This is a genomic window from Psychrobacter sp. L7 (assembly GCF_002810365.1).
Taxonomy (GTDB): domain Bacteria; phylum Pseudomonadota; class Gammaproteobacteria; order Pseudomonadales; family Moraxellaceae; genus Psychrobacter; species Psychrobacter celer.
This window is the reverse complement of record NZ_NEXR01000006.1, coordinates 245,522-267,226: the sequence shown is the minus strand read 5'-3', so window position 1 is coordinate 267,226 and position 21,705 is coordinate 245,522. Positions and strand designations below refer to the sequence as shown.

The 21,705-nt window shown below is 47.0% G+C and carries 18 protein-coding genes and 1 pseudogene; 12 read left to right on the top strand and 7 right to left on the bottom strand.

Going from position 1 to position 21,705, the window contains the following annotated elements; all coding sequences use genetic code 11:
* Positions 1 to 72: 72 nt before the first annotated feature.
* The 3 genes from CAP50_RS08505 to CAP50_RS08495 form a co-directional block, all read right to left on the bottom strand.
* On the bottom strand, positions 73 to 840 hold the full coding sequence (locus CAP50_RS08505; RefSeq protein WP_100749722.1) for a 4'-phosphopantetheinyl transferase family protein: 768 nt from the start codon (positions 838 to 840) through the stop codon (positions 73 to 75).
* 116 nt (positions 841 to 956) lie between these two features.
* Positions 957 to 1,475 carry a peptidoglycan-associated lipoprotein Pal gene (pal, locus tag CAP50_RS08500; protein WP_100749721.1) on the bottom strand — a complete coding sequence of 173 codons (519 nt, stop codon included), beginning with the start codon at positions 1,473 to 1,475 and terminating at the stop codon, positions 957 to 959.
* 203 nt (positions 1,476 to 1,678) lie between these two features.
* The gene (locus tag CAP50_RS08495) at positions 1,679 to 2,347 is read right to left on the bottom strand and encodes a DUF6231 family protein (RefSeq protein WP_100749720.1); all 669 of its coding nucleotides are present in this window, start codon (positions 2,345 to 2,347) and stop codon (positions 1,679 to 1,681) included.
* Between the two features lie 526 nt (positions 2,348 to 2,873).
* Between CAP50_RS08495 and pepN the strand changes: the two genes are divergently transcribed.
* Positions 2,874 to 5,516 (top strand): aminopeptidase N, encoded by a 2,643-nt coding sequence (gene pepN / locus CAP50_RS08490; protein WP_100749719.1) that lies wholly within the window; start codon positions 2,874 to 2,876, stop codon positions 5,514 to 5,516.
* A gap of 157 nt (positions 5,517 to 5,673) precedes the next feature.
* On the opposite strand, the gene CAP50_RS08485 is transcribed toward pepN, so the two are convergent.
* Positions 5,674 to 6,756: a 3-deoxy-7-phosphoheptulonate synthase gene (locus tag CAP50_RS08485; RefSeq protein WP_100749718.1), complete on the bottom strand. Its 1,083-nt coding sequence runs from the start codon at positions 6,754 to 6,756 to the stop codon at positions 5,674 to 5,676.
* 326 nt (positions 6,757 to 7,082) lie between these two features.
* Here CAP50_RS08485 and lpxB point away from each other — a divergent pair, with 326 nt between their 5' ends.
* The 3 genes from lpxB (at position 7,083) to CAP50_RS08470 (ending at position 9,717) form a co-directional block, all read left to right on the top strand.
* Positions 7,083 to 8,414, top strand: a complete 1,332-nt coding sequence (gene lpxB, locus CAP50_RS08480) for a lipid-A-disaccharide synthase (protein ID WP_241900717.1) — start codon at positions 7,083 to 7,085, stop codon at positions 8,412 to 8,414.
* A gap of 126 nt (positions 8,415 to 8,540) precedes the next feature.
* Positions 8,541 to 9,392 carry a ribonuclease HII gene (locus CAP50_RS08475; protein ID WP_100749717.1) on the top strand — a complete coding sequence of 284 codons (852 nt, stop codon included), beginning with the start codon at positions 8,541 to 8,543 and terminating at the stop codon, positions 9,390 to 9,392.
* 157 nt (positions 9,393 to 9,549) lie between these two features.
* Positions 9,550 to 9,717, top strand: a complete 168-nt coding sequence (locus tag CAP50_RS08470; protein ID WP_193833360.1) for a hypothetical protein — start codon at positions 9,550 to 9,552, stop codon at positions 9,715 to 9,717.
* Between the two features lie 84 nt (positions 9,718 to 9,801).
* On the opposite strand, the gene CAP50_RS08465 is transcribed toward CAP50_RS08470, so the two are convergent.
* On the bottom strand, positions 9,802 to 10,467 hold the full coding sequence (locus CAP50_RS08465) for a DUF924 family protein (protein ID WP_100749716.1): 666 nt from the start codon (positions 10,465 to 10,467) through the stop codon (positions 9,802 to 9,804).
* A gap of 90 nt (positions 10,468 to 10,557) precedes the next feature.
* On the opposite strand from CAP50_RS08465, the gene CAP50_RS08460 reads away from it, so the two are divergent.
* Together CAP50_RS08460 and CAP50_RS08455 are read left to right on the top strand one after the other, a co-directional pair.
* Positions 10,558 to 11,772: a carboxynorspermidine decarboxylase gene (locus CAP50_RS08460; RefSeq protein ID WP_100749715.1), complete on the top strand. Its 1,215-nt coding sequence runs from the start codon at positions 10,558 to 10,560 to the stop codon at positions 11,770 to 11,772.
* A 282-nt stretch (positions 11,773 to 12,054) separates the two neighbouring features.
* Positions 12,055 to 13,326, top strand: a complete 1,272-nt coding sequence (locus tag CAP50_RS08455) for a saccharopine dehydrogenase family protein (RefSeq protein ID WP_100749714.1) — start codon at positions 12,055 to 12,057, stop codon at positions 13,324 to 13,326.
* A gap of 125 nt (positions 13,327 to 13,451) precedes the next feature.
* Here the strand turns inward: CAP50_RS08455 and htpX are convergent, their stop codons facing one another.
* Positions 13,452 to 14,366 carry a protease HtpX gene (htpX, locus tag CAP50_RS08450; RefSeq protein WP_100749713.1) on the bottom strand — a complete coding sequence of 305 codons (915 nt, stop codon included), beginning with the start codon at positions 14,364 to 14,366 and terminating at the stop codon, positions 13,452 to 13,454.
* A 115-nt stretch (positions 14,367 to 14,481) separates the two neighbouring features.
* Positions 14,482 to 14,712: a transposase gene (locus CAP50_RS12755; protein ID WP_198411601.1), complete on the bottom strand. Its 231-nt coding sequence runs from the start codon at positions 14,710 to 14,712 to the stop codon at positions 14,482 to 14,484.
* Between the two features lie 226 nt (positions 14,713 to 14,938).
* Between CAP50_RS12755 and CAP50_RS08440 the strand changes: the two are divergent.
* From CAP50_RS08440 to hfq, 6 genes and pseudogenes are all read left to right on the top strand, one after another.
* Positions 14,939 to 16,045, top strand: a pseudogene (locus CAP50_RS08440) (RNA-guided endonuclease InsQ/TnpB family protein).
* Positions 16,046 to 16,230: 185 nt separating this feature from the next.
* Positions 16,231 to 16,845, top strand: coding sequence for a 6-pyruvoyl trahydropterin synthase family protein (locus tag CAP50_RS08435; protein WP_100749712.1), 615 nt, complete (start codon positions 16,231 to 16,233; stop codon positions 16,843 to 16,845).
* On the top strand, positions 16,835 to 17,365 hold the full coding sequence (gene tsaE / locus CAP50_RS08430) for a tRNA (adenosine(37)-N6)-threonylcarbamoyltransferase complex ATPase subunit type 1 TsaE (RefSeq protein ID WP_100749711.1): 531 nt from the start codon (positions 16,835 to 16,837) through the stop codon (positions 17,363 to 17,365). The genes CAP50_RS08435 and tsaE overlap by 11 nt, the downstream gene beginning before the upstream one ends.
* Positions 17,366 to 17,410: 45 nt before the next feature.
* The gene (mutL, locus tag CAP50_RS08425) at positions 17,411 to 19,333 is read left to right on the top strand and encodes a DNA mismatch repair endonuclease MutL (protein ID WP_100749710.1); all 1,923 of its coding nucleotides are present in this window, start codon (positions 17,411 to 17,413) and stop codon (positions 19,331 to 19,333) included.
* A 172-nt stretch (positions 19,334 to 19,505) separates the two neighbouring features.
* Positions 19,506 to 20,657, top strand: a complete 1,152-nt coding sequence (miaA, locus tag CAP50_RS08420) for a tRNA (adenosine(37)-N6)-dimethylallyltransferase MiaA (RefSeq protein ID WP_100749709.1) — start codon at positions 19,506 to 19,508, stop codon at positions 20,655 to 20,657.
* Positions 20,658 to 21,030: 373 nt separating this feature from the next.
* Positions 21,031 to 21,525 carry an RNA chaperone Hfq gene (hfq, locus tag CAP50_RS08415; protein ID WP_075100954.1) on the top strand — a complete coding sequence of 165 codons (495 nt, stop codon included), beginning with the start codon at positions 21,031 to 21,033 and terminating at the stop codon, positions 21,523 to 21,525.
* Positions 21,526 to 21,705 lie beyond the last annotated feature (180 nt).

Below are 21,705 nucleotides of genomic sequence, written 5' to 3'. Positions count from 1 at the left end.
TAACAAGTAGTAAGATGACTAGCGATTAAATAGAGGACATGCCACGCCTTAGATGTTGGCTGGATATCCTCATCAAAACACCAGTACAATATGCTGCTTAGGAATGATAGCGATACGGTACCCTGTTTTTTTATCCATCACAGTCATCAGATGATGGTCGTCTATCACGCTGTCTATCAAATCCCCTATCAGATAAGCGTAGTCGATACCCAGCCCTTGCGCGAGGGTGTATTGATATACCTTGATATAGCTTTCTTTTATTTGCCATAGCCGCTTTGCGATTGCGTCACGCTGCCATGCAGGCAGTCGTTGCAATACCGCCTTTTCTTTATCAGCATAAAAACGCCGAACCACCTGCCAAGCTACCTCATTTGCTTCTATATCGATGCCAGCAGGACGATGCTGGCTGAGAATGACGGCCACCTGATTGACTAGACAGCTCGTTGGTTGAGTGCTGCTATTATCAGTATCGTCTGTATTTTTTGCGCCTGTATGGCTAAAGCATACGTAGTATTTGCTACGAGCAAGCCGATAAGGAAAGGCTGATTCATCTAAAGTATCGTATATCTGTAGCTTGGTGAGTAGCTGTTGTAACAACAGCCGTACGCCTTGCCGCTGTAGTTGGCGCTGCTGCTGCGCCCGATCAGGTGCTGATATATCTGCAGGCGCACGGCAATACTGCCATTGCTGGGTATCGTCTATATGGATGTTTAGGTCGTATCTGCTTAGATAAGGCAGCTTATTGATATGCTTATGGGCAAGGGCGTTGACATGCGCGGTGGCACACCATGTCGTAGGCCCAAGCCTCACATTATGAGTTTGTGTCAAGTATAAGGGCATAGGTGTAGCCGCAGGTTTTATGTAGGAGTAGGAAATATAAAGCCCAGCAACGTGATATTGCTGGGCCTTTTTAGTATTACGCTGACGATTGGTAATACGAGCGTATGGGGCTTGTCTTAATAAGACAGCTCCGCGCGGCGGTTTTGCGCATAGGCGGCCTCGGTGGTGCCAGCGGCGGCAGGGCGCTCTTCACCGTAGCTGATGATACGGATATTGTTGACCGCGACACCTTGGGCGGCCAGATAGTCACGCGCTGCTTGGGCGCGGCGCTCGCCTAGCGCCATGTTATACTCGCGGCTACCACGCTCATCGGTATGACCAGCAATCACTACGCCAGCGGTTGGGTTTGAGCGTAGCAAGCTTGCGTGTTGATTGAGGACATTGGCCGCTTGTGCGGTGATTTCGCTACTATCGAAAGCAAAGTAAACGACGGCTTGTAGGTTGTCTGCATCAGTGACGACGGTACTAGTGTTGTCTACGATGACGGCACCGTTGTAGCCCGTTTGACCGCCTGGGATACCTAGTGGGGCAACCACAACTTCAGAGGTGGCGCGTTTGGTCGCACAGCCTGTAGTGATTGCGACAGCGCTTGACAATACAGCGAGAACCGCAAGCTTAGAAAAACGAATTGACATGGTGAGCTCCTAAAATTTTTAATTAACGTTGTTGTTGTAAACTGCTTCGATAAAACTCAGGCAATTACCATTTATCATATATTCAGTGTTACTTTATGTAAGTAGTATTACTGTAAATAACTCGAGAATTTACAATCAGATATGCTCGTTTTGTTATATACAGCTGTTTTGACAAATGCTCTGATATCAAGGCATAAAACGAACTACCAGCGGTGCTTGCCCCAGTTTTCAGGGTTTGCCCAGTAGTCGGCATTGAGCCAGTTAGGCAGCTGTTTGTAGTCATACAGATTAAATTGCCACAGTGTCGCTGATCCAAGAGCATGGGCGGCGGCAGGCATCTGGGTCATATCGGCACCTGATAGGTCGGTATCCCCTGTCAAGGTAGAAGTCTGTAATATATCAAACGGGGTAAATCCGTAGGGTTGCAAATCGATATTGTGCTCAAGGGCGATGAGTAGATGGGCGGCATATAGGTCGCGATAGCGCATGAGTAATGGGATATACTGCTGTAGCTGCTCTGCTGATAGCGTCGGCAGCCAGAAGCACACCAGCTCATACCGCTCAGATACTGGCTGTTGGTTGAGCGCCAGTAGGGTCGATGAGGCAAGTTTGTCAGCTGACTGTGTGGTATCGCCGGCTTGAAAAGCAGCATGGTTGGTAAGCGCTGTATGTAATAACGCTAGCGTGTCTTTGTCTTCGGTTACCCACAGTAGCTCGGGCTTATCGTCAGTTTTATGTTTGGTGCTTTTGCTGTCTGATTGAGTGTTTGTCTGCGCATCAGTTGCCTGTGCTAGAGTGGGCAATAGCGCATCGATATAAGCTATTAATAAAGGTAGCGTCACCTCTGCGCGACGCGTGGATTGCTTTGTCATATGATAGGCCGTTTCTCAAATGGTAATCGTCAGTGCCTTTATTAAATCATTTTGGTATGCATTATCCAATGTAAAATTGAGGCCTGACCACTAAACTTACTATTTTTACCAAAGCCAGCTATCTGACTGACTTATTTAAATTTGACTATAAGCCACGGATTATCAGCGCCACAATCTAGGGAGCTGCTCTTGAAATTTGGTGATTTAGGCCAATGTAGCTAAAAAATAAACAGCTAAACCACGTAAAAAACCTAAAAAACTTAAAATCTAACACAGGGCTTTTAGGTGTTAAGGTTAGGGCGTGTCTTCAATTCACTCGATAGTTATCTAAATGGGCTAAAAATGGCCAAATTTTGCCAAACATCGTCAAATAGCGGGTTTATATCCCGATATTAACGGCGCTATTTTCCTTGTTTGACCGCAATTTATCTCATTTTTATCACCATTTTTGAAATAAAGACACGCCCTAGGAAGCGCTAGGAATTTTAATCACACGTATTTTTTATAAATAACAATAGGAACCCCCATGTCTACTGCTGAAACAGATACCCAAATTATCAACCCTGAAATGCCTGATGTGCCACCGCAAGCACCCAGCAAAATCAATCTAAAAGACTATCAAAAGCCAAGCTTTGCTGTCGAAACGGTCGATTTGGATATCAAGCTATATGAAGACCACGCGCAGGTAGTTAGCACGCTACAGATGGTGCGCCAAAGTGCAGGGGATCTTGTGCTATTTGGTGAGGATTTGGCGCTACTGGCAATCACTATGAACGGCGAGTCATTGCCCTCCGAGCGCTATCAACATAGGGCGGGCAAACTGACGATAGCAGATGCCCCTGATGACGTTACTTTAGAGATACAAGTGCGCATCTGTCCGCAGACCAACACAGCGCTTGAGGGGTTATATATGGCGGGCAGTGGCGACGATACCATGTTTGTCACTCAGTGCGAGCCTGAGGGGTTTCGTAAGATCACGTTTTATCCAGATCGTCCTGATGTGCTGGCGGTATTTACCACGCGCTTGGAGGCGGATAAACGTTATCCAACGCTGCTGGCCAATGGTAATTTGGTAGAGGCGGGCGACGTCAGTGGTACACCAGACCGTCATTATGCCATCTGGCATGACCCAACCAACAAGCCAAGCTATTTGTTTGCTTGCGTCATCGCTGATTTGGATGTGCTGACGGATTCATACACCACCAGTGAAGGGCGCGAGGTGACGCTTGAGCTTTATGCTAAGTCTGCCGATATCGATAAGTGTGATGTCGGTATGCAGGCGCTAAAAGACGCCATGCGCTGGGACGAGGTCAACTATGGCCGCGCTTATGATTTAGACCGTTATATGATCGTCGCTGTCAGTCAATTTAATATGGGCGCGATGGAAAACAAAGGCCTAAATATCTTTAATACCGCTTGTGTGCTATCTAGTCCTGAGACGACTACAGATGCGCGCAGTTTTAGTGTCAAATCTATCATCGCCCACGAGTATTTTCATAACTGGACGGGCAACCGCATTACCTGCCGTGATTGGTTTCAGCTGTGTCTAAAAGAAGGCCTTACGGTGTACCGTGATCAGTCGTTTTCTGCCGATCAGCAATCAAGCGCGGTACAGCGTATCGATGATGTGGCCACCTTACGCGCGCATCAGTTTGCTGAGGATGCAGGGCCGCTTGCGCATCCTGTGCGCCCTGAGAGTTTTGTTGAGATTAATAATTTTTATACGACGACTGTCTATGAAAAAGGCGCTGAAATCGTGCGTATGATTGCCAATACGCTAGGGCCAGTCAACTTCCGAAAAGGGACAGATGAGTATTTTCGCCGTTATGATGGGCAAGCGGTGACGGTGGAGGACTTCTTATCTGCGCTCAGTATTACCGATAGCAAAATTGAGGACTTTATCGACTGGTATCGCCAGCCTGGTACGCCTGTGGTGACAGGTCATCAAGACTATGACAGCGACACGCAGACGTTGACCATAACGTTGAGTCAAAAAAACCGTCATGTCGCAGGTTTTGATGCGCCAAAGCCTCTGCCGATACCTGTAGCGACGGCACTGTTTGAGCGAAATACTGGCAATATCGTCGCTGAGCGTATGTTGCTGCTTGATCAACAAACACAAGCCTTCGTCTTTGAAAATGTGACCAGCGAGCCTGTGGTATCGCTATTACGTGATTTTAGTGCCCCTGTGCAGCTCAACTATGCTTATCAAGATGCTGATTTGGCGTTTTTACTTGAGCACGAGACCAATGGTTTTAACCGCTGGCAAGTGACGCAGATGCTGGTCAATCGTATCTTGCTACAAAACAAAAGCGAGAAAAGCAGCCCAGATATTTATCTGCATGCACTGGCGCAGACATTGCCTGTGCTTGCCGCCGAGGATGCGATGCTGGCGGCACGCTTACTGGATATTCCATCCGCGCAGGAGCTGGCATCTGCCATTCCGCAGGACTATGACCCAGAGGTGATCAAAGCGCAGCGTGAAGGTTTATATCAACAGCTGGCTTTGGTATTAAAAGATGAGTGGGCAAAGCTTTATAAGCAGCTACTCATACAGGCGTATCAAGACAGTGCCGATGCTCGCGGCAGACGTGCGCTGCGTAATGTGGTACTCGATATGACAGTGACCGCCAACGTTGCTGGGGCTGCTGAATGGGCACAGCGGCAGTATGATAATGCCAGCTGTATGACAGAGCGTTTTGGCGCGTTAAAGGTCATGGTCAATCATCAACTGGCAAAAGCTGATGACTATCTAGCAGATTTTTATGAGCGCTTCCAAGACAATGATTTGGTCATTGACTTGTGGTTTAGTGTGCAGGCGTCTGCCGATACGGTCACCCCTGACGATATCACTGCATTGCTTACCCACAAGGACTTTGATTGGAATACGCCCAACCGTGTCCGCTCGGTCGTCGGTGCCTTTGCCTCGCAGCCTACCGTACTCTGGACAGCTGATGGACTGGATATCTATACTGGTGTCATCAAAAAGCTGGATACTGCCAATCCAGTATTGGCATCGCGCTTATTACAAGTGCTGGCGCGCTGGAACACTTTGGCTGAGCCGCGCCGTCAGATGGCGCATGAGCAGCTGCTTGATTTACAAAAGCAGGTATCGTCTAAGCATGTACTTGAGAGTTTAGAGAGTGTGCTTGGATCTACAGGCGAGTAGGATAGGATGGCTGAATAAAAGTCATCAGATTAAAAAGAGTTAAATAAAGACAGTCATAAAAAGCCCGCCCGATATGCGTATCGGGCGGGCTTTTTTTAGCGTATCACAGTATCAATGCTGGGCGTGCTAGCTAGACGATAGCTCTTTGCATTGAGAGTTAGCGATTTGGCAAGACGTCTTTGACCATATCACGCAGCTTGTATAGAGCTGTGACCGTACTGTCCCAATCCAAGCAGCCGTCGGTGATAGATTTGCCATACTCAAGCTGGCTTAAGTCAGCCGTCAGCTTTTGATTGCCGCCTTTAAGGTGACTTTCGATCATCATACCGATGATGGATTTGTTGCCGTTTTGGATTTGTTCGGCGACGTTCGTGATGACCATTGGTTGTAGATATGGGTCTTTACCTGAATTGGCATGGCTTGAGTCAATCATGATTTTGCCATTGGTTTTACCTTTGGCCAGTGCGTTTTCGGCTTGTGCTACCGCCGTTTCATCATAGTTTGGTTTGCCATTACCACCGCGCAATACCACGTGAGCGTAAGGGTTGCCTTTTGATTTGATGATAGAGACTTTGCCATCTGCTGATAGACCTAAGAAACTATGGCCTTCTTTGACCGCTTGCATGGCGTTGACCGCGACTGTCATGCCGCCGTCGGTGCCGTTTTTGAAGCCCACTGGACAAGACAAACCTGAGCTCATCTCACGGTGCGTCTGGCTTTCAGTGGTGCGCGCACCAATGGCTGACCAGCTGATCAAATCCTGCATGTATTGCGGCGTATTTGGGTCCAAGGCCTCGGTGGCACACGGCAAGCCTTTTTCGTTGAGGTCTAACAAAAGCTTACGCGCCGTACGCAAGCCTTTTTCGATATCAAAGCTGTCATTCATGTCAGGGTCATTGATCATGCCTTTCCAGCCCACCGTTGTACGGGGTTTTTCAAAATAGACACGCATCACCACAAATATGCTATCTTCGATCTCTTTTGCCAATACCGCCAAACGATCGGCGTATTCGTGAGCGGCTTTAATATCGTGAATAGAGCAGGGGCCGATGACCACAAACAAGCGCTTGTCTTTACCGTCCAAGATATCTTGGATAGTGTTGCGACCTTTTAGGACGGTATTATAAGCTTTGTCTGACAAAGGCAGCTCAGCTTTTAGCTCAGCGGGAGTGATCAAAGGAATGAATTTTTCAATATTCACGTCGTCAATATCTGCATTATGGGTAACTGGTGTTGTCATGGTTATATATCGTCTAGCTGATTTATAGGGATATTCATTATGCGGACAAAAGCGCTGGTTGACAAGGGCAGTCATACAGTTAATTAACTGATAACTGGAATGAGGAAGCCAAAATCCAGTTATCATTGTGACGCCTGCGTTGGATATAAAAACAGGCGGCGCGTGGTTTTTGTGAGTCAATTTAGCTATTTTGGCCGTCGTCACGTATGATGGCAGCGTCAATGAGCATCGTTATTAGCGTTATCAGGCCTTATGGCCACTGACATGTGTTATATTTTATAATTGTTTTTATCGTACCTTTATCATCTTCATATCGAGAGCTTGTCATGACAGATTTTGCTACCCTTAACCACTCCCTTGATGTGACGCCAGACGCAGCGGTACAGACGCTTAAAAGTCAAAGCACGGCTGAGCTTTTGGTACCTGAGTCAAACGCGGGCCCACTGGTCATCGGTATTGTCGCAGGCGAGGTGTCAGGTGATAGCTTGGGTGCCGACTTTATGCAGCAGATGAACAATCTGCGCGATGATATTGTTTGGGTCGGGGTCGGCGGCGCTAAGATGCAAGCACAAGGATTACAAAGCATCTTTGCATTAGAGCGATTGGCTGTCATGGGTCTGGTTGAGGTCATGGCACAACTGCCAGATTTGCTAAAGGCACGCCGTGAGTTATTAGTAGCGTTTCAAAACGCTGCTATCGACTGGTTTATTGGTATCGATGCGCCTGATTTTAATCTGCGGGTCGCAAAAAAACTAAAGCCCAAAGGGGTGTTTTGTGTTCAGTATGTCAGCCCCTCTATTTGGGCATGGCGTGAGTCGCGTATCCATAATATCAAAGCAGCCACCGATTTGGTGCTGTGCTTGTTTCCGTTTGAGCTACCAGTCTATGAGCGTCATAACCACCCAGCAATCTGTGTCGGTCATCCGCTGTTACGCACCATAGATCAAGGGCTAATGGCGACACCTATCAATCAGCGCCGCAGTGAGCTGGTCTGGCATAATGATGGCTTGCAGCAGTTTTTTATTGATCGTTTTGATGAAGTCAGTCAGCTCATTTGCGTGATGCCAGGGTCGCGGCGCGGGGAGATTACCGCCATCTTGCCTTTGATGCTCGATGGTATTCAAAAATTGATATTACTGGACCCAAAACTGTGTTTTATCATCCCTACTGTGGATCAAAACCATCAATATATCGTGCAAGATGTCATCGATAAACGCTCAGAACAGCTGCGCGCCGCTATCGTGGTGGTTTACGATGATAGTCAGCCAACCTTTAGTCAGCAAGCGATGGCAGCAGCCGATGTGGTGATGCTAGCCTCAGGCACCGCGACACTAGAGGCGATGCTGCTTGAGCGACCGATGGTGGTGATTTATCAGTTAAATCAGCTGACCTATCAGATCGCCAAGCGTCTGGTAAAAGTGCCTTATGTGGCGTTGCCCAATATCCTAGCAGATGCCGCGATAGTGCCTGAACTGATACAAGAGCAGGCGAGTGGGGACAATATCTGCCGTACGGTGATGCGTTTATTACAGCCACGCGCCTATGCCGAGCAAATGAGCGATCTGCTTACCACCAAACAGCTATTACAGCAGCAGAGCAACCATGAGCCGGCAAACAGCGTCATCGAGCAATGGTATAAGCAAAACCATCAGCAATAACACATGTCATCTGTGCCGTATGGCAGCATTGTTATGACAGAATGCTAAAAACCATACTAAGAACAATGCTAAAGACAATGTCACCAAGTCCAACTTTCACCCCTCAAAAAAAGATATAACAGTGTTATGAGTAACCCATCTAGTAGTGCCCAGCCTTTGATACCAATTGATATACGTATTGAGCAAGTCGATATCAAAGGGCAGTATATTCAACTAGCAGCGCCCATTCATTTGTCTGGTCAACTACATACCTCGGAGCTACAAAGCCAATATGGGCAGGCGACAAAGGACGCGGCCTTGCCACTACAAATAGGTGTCGATGAAGCTGGCCGCGGCCCTTTGCTAGGCTCTGTCAATGTCGCCGCGGCGCTATTACCTGCCGCGTGGTCGGGGCTCATAGAAGCGCAGCCGCTAAAGGATACCCCGCTGTCTGTATTGATCGACTCCAAGCAGTTGAGTGAAAAAAAGCGTGACAGGCTTTATCCCTTGGTGCAGCAGTATGCGGTCGGGTATATCATCGCGGAGATACCGGCCGCCGTCATCGACCAAATCAATATTTTGCAGGCGACGATGCTCGGTATGCGTTTGTGTACCGAGGAGCTGCTACAAGCAGTTGCCGCCCATTTAACTGCTGTCGGTCATCGCTTTATCGAAGTGCTAATTGATGGCAATCGCTGCCCTGATTTAGACAGTGGTAAGCTTGCCAAGGCAGGTATAGCGCCCGCTATGCTCGACTGTCAAGCATGGGTCAAGGGCGATGGCCGTCATACCAGTATCGCCGCGGCCAGTATATTGGCAAAGGTGAGCCGTGATAAGGCCATGTATGAATTAGATGCACAGTATCCTGAGTATGGCATCGCTAAACACAAAGGCTATCCAACGCGCGCTCATATGGCAGCCGTTGCGACGCTTGGCGTGTTACCAGAGCATCGCCGCAGCTTTGCCCCTATAAGAAAGGCGCTGGAGAGCGAATGCTAAACGTCGACTATGCTGGTTATGTTAGGGCGTGTTGCACATTCAACCATGGCACTGACAGCGAGTGTTTTTTAGGCGATTCTAAGGTAATTAATTTACGTTTTGTAAGCTTTAATGAACTTATTTGATGAGGTATGCTTTTTTATTTTTATCATTGCCAATGACCGATGATTTAAAAAGCTGTGAGATTGCACGCCGGCAAGATCAAAGCCAGCAGTGTGGACTCTATGGCAATACTGAATATCGTGTCAGCTATGAGGTGTTGATTGATAATAAAACCTTACAGCAGCAGTCGTTTAGTTTTACCACAGGTGAAGTGAACTACTAGGAGATGCTTTGTCGAACGCCGCGCCATAAAGGGAAGGCTGAATCAGATTGCTGATCCAGCCCTTCTTCTAAGAGGCGAAAAGACTTAGAACGATGAGTTTGGTTGTTCTAAAAAGGCTTCTTCTGCCGCTGTCGACTCTCGGTCCAATATGTCGTTACGGTGCGGATAGCGGCCAAACTGCTCGATAATATCTTTATGACGGTGCTCAAAGTCGAGTGTCATCGCGTCATCTAACTGCTCAAAGAGCGGCAAGTAGCGCTCATGAATCATCAAAGATTCAGAGTGCATAAATGGCATAATCATAAATTTTCGCCACTGCGCGGGGAGGGTATCGAAATGTGGTTGTTGAATGGCTTCTTGCGCCAATACCAGTGCCATGCCATCTTGTGCAAAGGCATTGGCTTGCCCGCGGCACAGATTGCGCGAAAACTGATCGAGCACAATAATCTCAGCCAAGCGTCCTGCTAGAGCAGTGATGGAGCTGTTGCTATCTGCTGCGGCGTTGGCGATACGCCAGGTGACACATTCACCTTGTTTGGCGGCTTGCCAAATCTTACCAAATTTTTCTCTTATTTTTTGATCAAAGGCATCGTTTTTTTCAAACCAATACGCCTCATTGTCTTTATCAAACCAAAAGTCTAAAACCGCCCGCGCATCGGCATCAAGATGCGCTAAATTGATATTTTTTGGTTCAAGCTGAGATAAATTGGCTTGGCTCGCTGCACTGGAATAATCGGTTGATAATGACATAAGATATTCTAATTATAGTGAATTTAGTCTACTATAGCGCAATTATTTATATCTGTCATGATGCCAACCGCAGCGATTAGGTAACCACTTATGAATGTTAAAAATCCTGAAAAAACCACTTCTTCATTACCGCCTACGCCTTATTATTTGCTTGATGAAGCGGCAATCGTTGCCAATATGCAAACTATCGCACGTCTGTGTGAGTTGTCTGGTGCCAAGGCTTTGCTTGCGCTCAAGTGTTTTGCCACGTGGGGCGTGTTTGATGTGATGCAGCCTTATTTGCATGGTACGACTTCATCGTCACTCAATGAAGTGCGTTTGGGCTATGAGACTTTTGGTAATAACCGTGATGCCAATAACAGTGATAAAAAAGAAACCCATGCCTATAGTGTCGCCTATAGCTTGGATGAAATTGACGAAGTATTAAGCTACGCGGACAAGATTATTTTTAACTCCATCTCGCAGTTGCATGCCTTTAAAGATAAAGCGCATGCACAGGACATTCCAGTCGGGCTACGCTTAAACCCAAAAACCAGTAATTCGTCGTTTATCATCGCTGATCCTGCCCGTCCTTTTAGCCGTCTTGGTGAGCATGATAAAGATAAGATTGCAGCGGTGCTTGGTGATATCACAGGGGTCATGATTCATAACAACTGTGAAAACGATTGCTTTGAGGCGTTTAGCGCAAGCTTGGCTGATATCGAAGACAGGTTTGGTGATATTTTAGCGCAGCTAGAGTGGGTGAGTTTGGGCGGCGGTATTCACTTTATCGCACCTAGTTATCCGCTAGAAAAATTAGCCGACAGACTAAAAGGCTTTAGTGAAAAATACGGCGTCCAAGTCTATCTTGAGCCAGGTGAGGCGAGTATTCATGGCGCTGGCACGCTGGTTACGACAGTGCTGGATACCATGCACAATGACAAAAACCTCGCCGTCGTCGACGCCTCGATCGAGGCGCATATGCTTGATTTGCTGATTTATCGCGAGTCTGCGTCAATCACTTCTGTCAATGCAGAGTCAGTGGAGGTGATGGCTGTCGATCAGGCGCAACAAGAGGCTGTTGACAATACTATTATCTATGGACGCTCCTGTTTGGCAGGCGATATCTTTGGCGAGTATGCTTTGGCGCATGAGCTGCAAGTGGGCGACACCGTTGCGTTTGGTAATGCGGCAGGCTATACCATGGTTAAGAAAAACTGGTTTAATGGTGTTAATATGCCAGCGATTGTGATTCGACGTCTAGATGGCAGTATTGATGTGCAGCGCGAATTTGATTATCAAGATTACAAAGCCAGCTTGTCTTAGTAGCAGGCTTCGTTGTTAAAGTTAAGTTATCAAAAACAAAGACTTAAAGGTAAGGGTTTAAACTTAAAGTTCATTGGTTCTTTCTACATTATTTTTATCGACAACCGAATAAAAATTGTTATAATCCCGTCGAACAAAGCGCCTACAAAAAGGGCGGTTTGTTCGACGGGTGCGTGGGTTTTCCTCGGTCTTCCTTTTTAATTCACGCATATCATTCACTCGTTTCTGTTTTGCATAGCCAGTATCGATGGTATCGGCAGGGACACAAAGGAGGATTGTTCATTGAACACAAATCAAACCAAAGCTAGTAAAAAAAACGTACTCATCATTGGCGCAGGCGGTGTCGCGCAAGTGGTCGCGCATAAATGTGCGATGCATAACGATGTGCTGGGCGAGATTCATATTGCTTCACGTACCAAAGATAAGTGTGATGCTATCGCTAAAAGCGTCGAGGACAAAGGCAGCTTTAAGCAAGCGGCAGTCTTGCATACCCATCAAGTCGATGCCATGGACAGCCAGGCTGTCGTTGATCTTATCAACGATACCGGTATTCAAATCCTAATCAATGTCGGCTCGGCATTTATCAATATGACGGTGTTAGAAGCTTGTATTGAGACGGGCGCGGCTTATATTGACACCGCTATCCATGAAGATCCACGCAAGATTTGTGAGACGCCGCCATGGTATGACAACTACGAATGGAAGCGTAAGCAGCGCTGTGCCGACAATAATATCACGGCGATTTTGGGTGCAGGGTTTGATCCAGGTATGGTCAATGCCTACGCGCGTCTGGGCTATGACATGATGGATAAAGGTTCAGTGACCGATATCGACATTATCGATATCAATGCGGGTAGCCACGGTAAGTACTTTGCCACCAACTTCGACCCTGAGATTAATTTCCGTGAGTTTACCGGTACGGTGTACTCTTGGCAGGACAGCAAATGGCAGTCGAATAAGATGTTTGAAGTCAAGCGTACCGACGATTTGCCAGTCGTTGGCGAGCAAAACAGCTACTTGAGTGGACATGACGAGATTCATTCTTTATCAGCCAACCTAGACGTGCCAAACATTCGTTTTTGGATGGGCTTTGGCGAGCACTATATCAATGTCTTTACCGTGCTCCAAAACCTAGGTCTATTGTCTGAGCAGCCAGTCACGACCGCTGAAGGCCAAGAAGTAATTCCGCTAAAGGTGGTCAAAGCAGTATTACCAGACCCAAGCTCGCTTGCGCCAAATTATACCGGCAAGACTTGCATCGGTGATAAGGTTAAAGGTAAGATCAATGGCGTCGATACTGAGGTGTTTATTTATAATGTCTCAGACCATAAAGACGCCTACAATGAAGTTGGTAGCCAAGGTATCTCTTATACCGCAGGCGTACCACCTGTCGCTGCTGCCATGCTCGTCGCAACTGGCGAATGGGACGCGGGCAAGATGGTCAATGTCGAAGAGCTGGATGCCAAGCCATTTATCAATCTACTCAATAAGATTGGCTTGCCAACGCGTATTCAAGACTCCAATGGTGATAGAGCATTAGAGTTCGATATTTAGTCAGTAAGTTTATGTCATAAAAAAGCCTATCTTTTAAAGATAGGCTTTTTTTATGCTTGATTTTACAAGATAATAGCAGCGCTGATACTGATATCTACTATTATCAGTCGTTTTAGAGCAATGGCTTACGCTTCACTAGGATTGTACTTTCTCAGCGCCGCAATACGATCATCCAGTGTTGGGTGTGAGCGGAAAAGGTTTGCAATACTAAAGCCTGTAGACTGCCCAGACGCGATAGCAAAGGCTTTCATGCTCTCAGGCATCTGGTCTGGACGCTGCTCAGCAGGACGCAGGGCATCCAGTGCGCGGATCATCTTGTCACGGCTGGCAAGTTTGGCGCCCATCTCATCAGCACGAAACTCGCGCAGGCGTGAGAACCACATCACGATGGCAGATGCCAAAAATCCTAGCAAGATATCCATCACAATACTGGTGACAAAGTAGCCAATACCAGGGCCATCGCCTTCGTTTTTAAACACAGTGCGATCGACGAAATTACCGATAATACGCGCAAAGAACATCACAAAGGCGTTTATCACCCCTTGAATGAGCGCAAGTGTGACCATATCACCATTGGCCACATGACCAATCTCATGCGCCAATACCGCTTCTACTTCATCTGCAGTCATACTCTGGAGTAGACCCGATGAGACGGCAACCAGCGCTTTATTTTTATTCCAGCCTGTGGCAAACGCATTGGGCTGCGAGTTGTTAAAAATACCCACTTCAGGCATATCGATATTGACCGCGCGCGCTTGTTTGGCGACCGTATCTATCAGCCATTGCTCAGTGGCATTGCTTGGTGCCTCAATGACCACCGTTCCCGTTGATCTTTTTGCCATCCATTTGGAGATAAATAGCGACACCATCGACCCGACCATGCCGTAGACACCGCACATAATGGCTAGGCTGGCATAGTTTATCCCGCCTGCGCTATGTACGCCACCAACCCCAAAAAATCGGGACAAAATCCCAAACACGATGCTAAATACTACGATCACCGCTAAGTTGGTTAATAAAAACAATCCAATACGCATCATGACGCTAACTTCCTCATAAAAATTCGACCACAGTCTTAGGCGCGACCCTGCGACTGCGATAACAGCTAAAACAAACAGCAGACAATTATCCAGCGTTGCCGTAAAACCACCCACTTCAGGGGGTGGCTATAAGGCAACTTAAGTAGTTATGCTTACGCAAAGAAAGCTGTTTAGTGTGGCATATTTTGCTGTTCGATATACTGGCGGATAATTTACCATCAAACGCCACAAGCTCGGCTTCAAACTTGTTGCACACATCAGCAAAGATAACTTCAAGGTCATCAAGAGCTTGTTTGGTGAAAACTGCTCGTCGATACTTAGCGACAAAGAGCAACTGCACATGCAAATTAAAGACAACGTATCTACCACGTCTTAAGTCATTTTCTACTAAGTGGACCAATATGGAATAAAAGAGAATATCAGTATAAACTATAGTCGATACACTCTAAAAATGTCATAGTGCTACTGGGATGAATTTTGCGCAGCCTCTGGGAACGCAGCACGCAAGTAAAATTTATACCAGTAGCGCGTTTAAATCCATAACAGTTTTACATTCAGCTAACTATAACCTCATGAAAACACTCAAGTTACGCATTAAAGACAAACACGTAAACCAGCTAAACAAACTCGCTGGGAGTGTTAACTATGCGTAGAACTATGTTAATGACTTAAGTTACAAACACCTAAAGCGAACAGGTAAATTCTTTAGTGCCTACGACCTTAGTGAATACACCAAAGGTAGTGGCGAACTATTAGGCTTACACTCACAAACTCTGCAAGCCATCAACGAAACTCATGCCAAATCTCGCAAGCAGTTTAAAAAAGCCAAACTAAATTGGCGAACCAACCGACCCGGTGCCAAGCGAAAAAGTTTAGGTTGGATTCCTTTTAAAAAGTCAGCAATCAAACACCTGCACACCAGACAAACGGGAAAGAAAGCACTTAAATCAACCATTCAGCTATCGCTCTCTAAAGGTCAAAAGCTAATCATAGATGTCTTTGATAGCTACAACCTAAATCTATATCAAATCAACACGCTTGAGATAGTGCAAGACAGCCGCAATCGTTGGTATGCCTGCATCACCGTTAAAGACTTTCCTAAGCAGATAAGCGGCAAAGGTAGTGTAGGCATAGATTTAGGCTTAAAAGAGTCTGCTACCACCTCAAACGGTGACAAGCTGACAACCAAACAAACGCAAAAATGGGCTAAAAAGCTTGCAATAGCTCAACGAGCGAAAAACAAACAGCGTGTCACAGCAATACACGCTAAAATCAAAAATTCAAGATTAGATGCAATTCATAAATTCACCACCAAGCTTGTTAAGGATAACGCCTTAATTGTGGTTGGTGATGTTAAATCACACTCATTCACAAATAAGAGAACTAAACTGGCTAAATCAACTTACGATGCAGGATGGTTTGAACTCAAAAGACAACTGGACTATAAATGCAAGTATGCAAGTTGTCAGCTTGAGATAGTAAATGAGAGTTACACTACCCAAACCTGTTCGCACTGTCGCAAAATAAGCGATAGTAGTCCGAAAGGTAGAGCAGGTCTTGGAATCAGAGGATGGAGGTGTGCTGAGTGTGGCACATGGCATGATAGAAATATCAATGCCGCCAAGAACATCCTTGCGGTCGGGCTTGACCGTCTTGCAGAAGGAATCCCCTCACTTTAGGGAGGGGAGGAAGTCAAAACCTGCTAAATATAATATGGCAGGCAATAATGCATGTATTCGTCAGTGCTTACTTACGGAGTCATCTTGATTTGCTATAATGGGCCACAGGCTGATAAGTCAGCACGGCAAACGATTTATAGTATTCATAGTTGGCACGAAGATGCTTACTTTTTTGGTTGATTATCATGCGTATTCGTAAACTGTTTAAATTTGAAAACGCTCATATTGTGCGTAACTGCAGCTCAGAGCGTTGCAAACACTCTATTCATGGTCATAGCTATCAGATTGAGCTGATACTTGAGGCCACGCGTTTGGATCACGGGCAGATGGTCTATGATTTTGGTTTATTAAAATCCTCGATCAAAGACATCATTGACAGCTTTGATCATGCCATTTGTTTTTGGAACAAAGACGATCCTGAGTATATCGCTGCTTGCAAAAAATTCAGCGCGCGCTGGATCAGTTTGCCAGTGTCACCCTCAGCTGAGCAGTTTTCGCGTGTGATATTTCTTTGGGCGCAAGAAATCCTCGCGCAGACGCAAATGCAAAACGGCGAGGCAGACGTCAGTGTGTACTCGGTGATAGCCCACGAAACAGCCACAGGTTACGCTCAGTGCTTTTCTGATGATGTGGCAAACGTGCAAATGGGTAAGCTTGTTTTAGAAGACTTTGAGTTTAGTGAGCAAGTACGAAGCGAATGGCATGATCCTGAGCTTTATGCCAAGCTCATCCGCGGTGAGCGCTTTACCAATCCTTCAGTCACCATGCAAGTACAGGCAGATAATCGTGATGTCGAGTAATACAGAAGCAGCCAAAAACACCAAAACGTTGACGCTGCGTACAGAAGATGACACCCAGCGTTTGGCGGCGCAGTTAGCAGCGCTATCGCTAAGTGGTAGTGTGTGGCTGGCAGGTGACTTGGGCGCGGGCAAGACGACCTTGACCCGCTACTGGTTACAAGCGCTTGGTCATGCAGGCGCAGTCAAAAGCCCGACTTATACATTGGTAGAGCCGTATACTATTGCACAAAGCGATGGCTCAATAAAACCGGTCTATCACGCCGATCTTTATAGGCTACAAGATCCAGAAGAGCTGTCTTTTATCGGCTTTGATGAGTATCTAGATGAGCCAAACGCGCTGGTTATTATAGAGTGGGCCAGCCGAGCAGACAGCTACTTGCCGCCGCCCAGCGTATTTATCGACATCACGCAAGCCACCAGCGATGACTGTGATAACGACACAGAGCATCGGCATGTTGAGCTGCGTCTATCCAGAGTAGGGCAGGCGCAAGGCATAGATCTGTCTGCTTTACATATTTAGCTTTTGTCTACTTTGCTTTTTTAATGCCATAACGATACCTTTTAAATGCCAGAGACTCCTCCTCAGACCCGTATCAAAAAACTACCACCGCTGCTGGTCAATCAATTGGCCGCAGGTGAAGTGGTGACGCGCCCGGCTGCCGTGGTAAAGGAGTTGCTAGAAAACGCCATTGATGCTGGCGCAAGCGACATTGAGATACGGGTGACCCAAGGCGGCATGGGCATGATCGAGGTGATAGATAACGGTACTGGCATTCATCCTGATGATATGGTGATGGCGATTACCCGTCATGCGACCAGTAAGATTGCAGATGTGGCCAATCTACAAGGGATTACGACGTTGGGGTTTCGCGGGGAAGCATTGGCTGCGACGGCGGCGGTTTCTCGCTTAACCTTGACCAGTAGCCCTGACGATAGCGGCGTCGGCCGTCAGTTACAGGTTGCAGGCGTGCTGGCTGATGTACCGACGCTCACGCCCGTGGTGCATCATCGTGGGACGACGATTACGGTCAAAGATTTGTACTTTAATGTTCCGGCTCGGCGCAGCAATCTTAAATCTATTGCCACGGAGTTTGGTCATATTGAGGCGATTGTTCGTGATGTGGCTTTGGCTCGCGCAGACGTAGCACTGAGCCTGTTTCATGATAATAAAAAACGACTATTACTCTCATCCAACCCGATGACCTCTCATGGAATGCCAACCGAGCGTAATCAGGCGGCAGATTGGGCGACCAACTGCAGTGCTAATGCCCATCAAAACAGTCCAAACCCGTTATCGTTATCACGGCTAGAGCAAGCATTGGGGGTTGCTTTGACGACCAATGCGCTTGAGATTATGCTTGATCTGTCGGGTCTACTACAGCAGTCTTTCGTGTCTGATGTTGGGATGGGGTGGGGTGATAGAGCCCGTGTCCATGGCTGGCTGTGGCCCAGTGTCGAGACACAAGTGTCGTCGGCACAGAGTATGCCAAAGCTGCTCTACGTCAATGGCCGTTTGGTCAAAGAGCCGATTATCAGCAATCAGCTGCGTCAATTGGCTCAAAGCGCGCGGCTGGCAGGTCTGGGTTATGCGCTATATTTTGAGTTGCCAGCCGAGTGGCTCAATATCAATGTACACCCGACCAAACAGCGTATTAAGATCAGTCCTTTAAACAACATCATGGCGCATCTCAATCATGCGGTTCGTGCTAAGCTAAAGCCCATTATGCCTGCGCAGCTGCCAGATGAGCCTACTCACAAAAAAGATAAGCGATCAGCAAATTACAATGCTACCAATAGCCGCTCAGACAATAGGTCAGATGCTGAGCGATGGCTGTCATCTGCAGTAGCCACCAATGATCATCACAATAGCTCATCACGGTTGCAGTATCCGCAGTCCAGCAGACGAGTCAGTGAATACCAGCAGCCCTATGAGCTATCCAAAAACCCAGATAGCACGGCAACGGTGACGCCAGTAGGCAAGGCCCCGACTAAGACGTTGACTAAGACGCCGGGTGAGTCAAGGGATGCCGCGCCGCAGGTGGCCTCTACAGAGTATGGGTTAAAGACGCTTTACTTAGATCTCGTCTGTTTAGAGGTCATCCATTTGGACAGCTTACATAGTATCAAGCCACTCATGGAATCTGCTGCTACAAATATAGATACATTTATAGATAAAGATACATTGCCGTGGTTACTGTTTTACCATCAAAGTCAATGCTCGGTTGTCAGTGCCGCCGTATGGCAGTCGCAGCTTAGCTTGCTGTTTGCGCCCAATCGGTGGACGGATAGTACTTATACAGATCAAGCTTGTATTGCCACTGATATCAATCAGCAACTAAGCGAGATAGGGCAGCGGATGTCGATGCCAGATGCGTTAGCATTCAAGGCTGACTTACAGGCTTTGCTAAGTAACCATGCCATTTATTCGGTAGCGGGCAGTCGGTTAATCGCATGGATGCTATCAGCCGCCGCGCCGTCAGTATCATAACCATATCACCAGTACCCGTCTTCTATAGCCAATCACCCGTCAGCCTTATCATAAAAACCCTACAATAATTATCATATACTCTGCGATTAGCCATTGTGCTTTAGCATGTGTAAGGCAGTTAGTGTGGCGTTGGTTCATAATTTATATAAAAATCATTTATAAAGGTCGTTTTATGCAACTCTCCTCTGATAGCTCGTCTTATCGCTTAAATCCCAATTTGGCGGACAACAGCGTGGTGTGTTTGATGGCGCCTACCGCCAGTGGCAAGACCGCGCTAGCGTATGAGCTATACGACACAGGACGCTATGAACTAATATCAGTGGACTCAGCACTGATATATCGTGAAATGAATATCGGAACCGCCAAGCCCACAACAAAGGAGCTGGCGCGTTATCCGCATCATTTGGTCGATATTATCGATCCTGTGCAAAGCTATAGCGTCGCGGAGTTTGTCAGTGATGTGGCGCGGCTGATTGAAGCCTGTCATCAAAACGGCAAAATACCACTACTGGTCGGCGGTACAATGATGTATTACATGGCGCTGCTAGATGGGCTCTCACCTGTGCCGGATAGTGATGAGGCAGTACGCCTGCGTGTAGAGCAGTGGCGGCAAGAGGACGGTATCGACGCGCTGTATGGCTATTTGGAAAAGGTGGATCCGATCAGTCATCGGCGTCTCAATGCCACTGACACGCAGCGTATCACTCGCGCGGTCGAGGTGTATCTGCAAACGGATACAGCGATCAGTGATTGGCAGCAGCAGCCCAAACAAGCCCTCGCGCACAATACAGACCAACAATGGCATGCGCTGGCCGTCATGCCAGAGCGCTCGTGGTTACATCAGCGCATCGAGCAGCGCTTGGATATCATGTGGCAAGAAGGGCTGGTTGCTGAAGTCCTAGGCCTGCTTGAGCGTCATTCGTTAACGCCTAACATGCCTTCGATGCGCTGCGTTGGCTATCGGCAAGTGTTAGAGTATCTCGTCCAGATTGAGCACCCAGTCTTTGAGCACAGCCACTTAGACAAAGCGCTGTTTTATGATACTTTTTTAACCCCGTCATCGCAAGATCAAGTGGCTGTCTCTACCAGTGAGCGGCAGCGGCTTGCTTGTCAGCAAATGCAAAATAAGGCATTATATGCCACTCGGCAGCTGGCAAAGCGTCAATACACATGGCTACGCAAGCTCACGCAGCTGCCAACCCTGTCTGATACGTGGGTCGATAGCACACACTCGCTTGCCCATCCTAACGATCGACAAGCCGTTCATCCAATCACGCTACAGACATTTGATACCATGGCCCACGTCAGAGATTACTTGTATTAACGCATGTTTTATCAATATGTAAAAAATAATGACAATTAGTTTCAAAATATAATGTAGATAACTGGTATAATTTAAACCTAGTAAACTAGTGGGAATTACCTAGTTATTGCGGTTTTTATGGGCATTGACTGACCTTTGTTTATAGAAAGTCTTTGTGAAACAACAAGTGGTTACTTAATTATTCACAATAAAAGCGTATTCACAAGAAAAGCGTATTCGCGATAAAGTAGAATGACTCACATAGCATGCGTGTTTATTTGGATGCGTTTGATGAAAGCGTATCATTGTATCTATCTTCAGCCATTATAATGAAAGCCACACTTAAAATAATTGGCACTCAAAACATAATTATATAATATTTAGGAGAGACTTCATGTCAAAAGGACAAACTTTACAAGATCCGTTCTTGAATTCGCTGCGCAAAGATCGCATTCCTGTCTCTATCTTTTTGGTTAATGGTATCAAGCTGCAAGGTCAAATCGAATCGTTTGATCAATACGTGGTACTGCTCAAAAACACGGTCAGCCAGATGGTTTACAAGCATGCCATCTCGACAGTAGTGCCAGCACGCAACCCACGTAGCGGCACTACTGGCACGGGTAGTCAAACACAAGGCGTTAGTCCAACTGGTTATCAAGGCGGCGGGTTTGAACGAGGCGGCAACCCTGCGGGTGTCGGCGGTTTTGAAGAGCGTGGGTTTGCTTCGAGTCGTAGCGGTTTTAACCGTGGCGGCTTTGGTCAAGGCCAAGATCGCGGGTTTGAGCGTGGTAGCTTTGGTCAAGATCGTGGGTTTGAGCGCGGTGGATTTGGTCAAGACCGCGGCTTTGAATCGCCTGCAGATGAAGGGTCTCACGACGATAACGGCTAGGCGGCTTAGTACAGGATAAACGCCGTGATGCGATATGACTGATTGAATTAAAACCTGCTTTATAGTGGGTTTTTTTTATATGATTTTTTATGGTTTTACAGGGGCGTTTATACTCTAATACCCGCGCCTCTCAGTACGTTTGAAGATATTATTAATATTGACGATAGTATAGTAAAATAG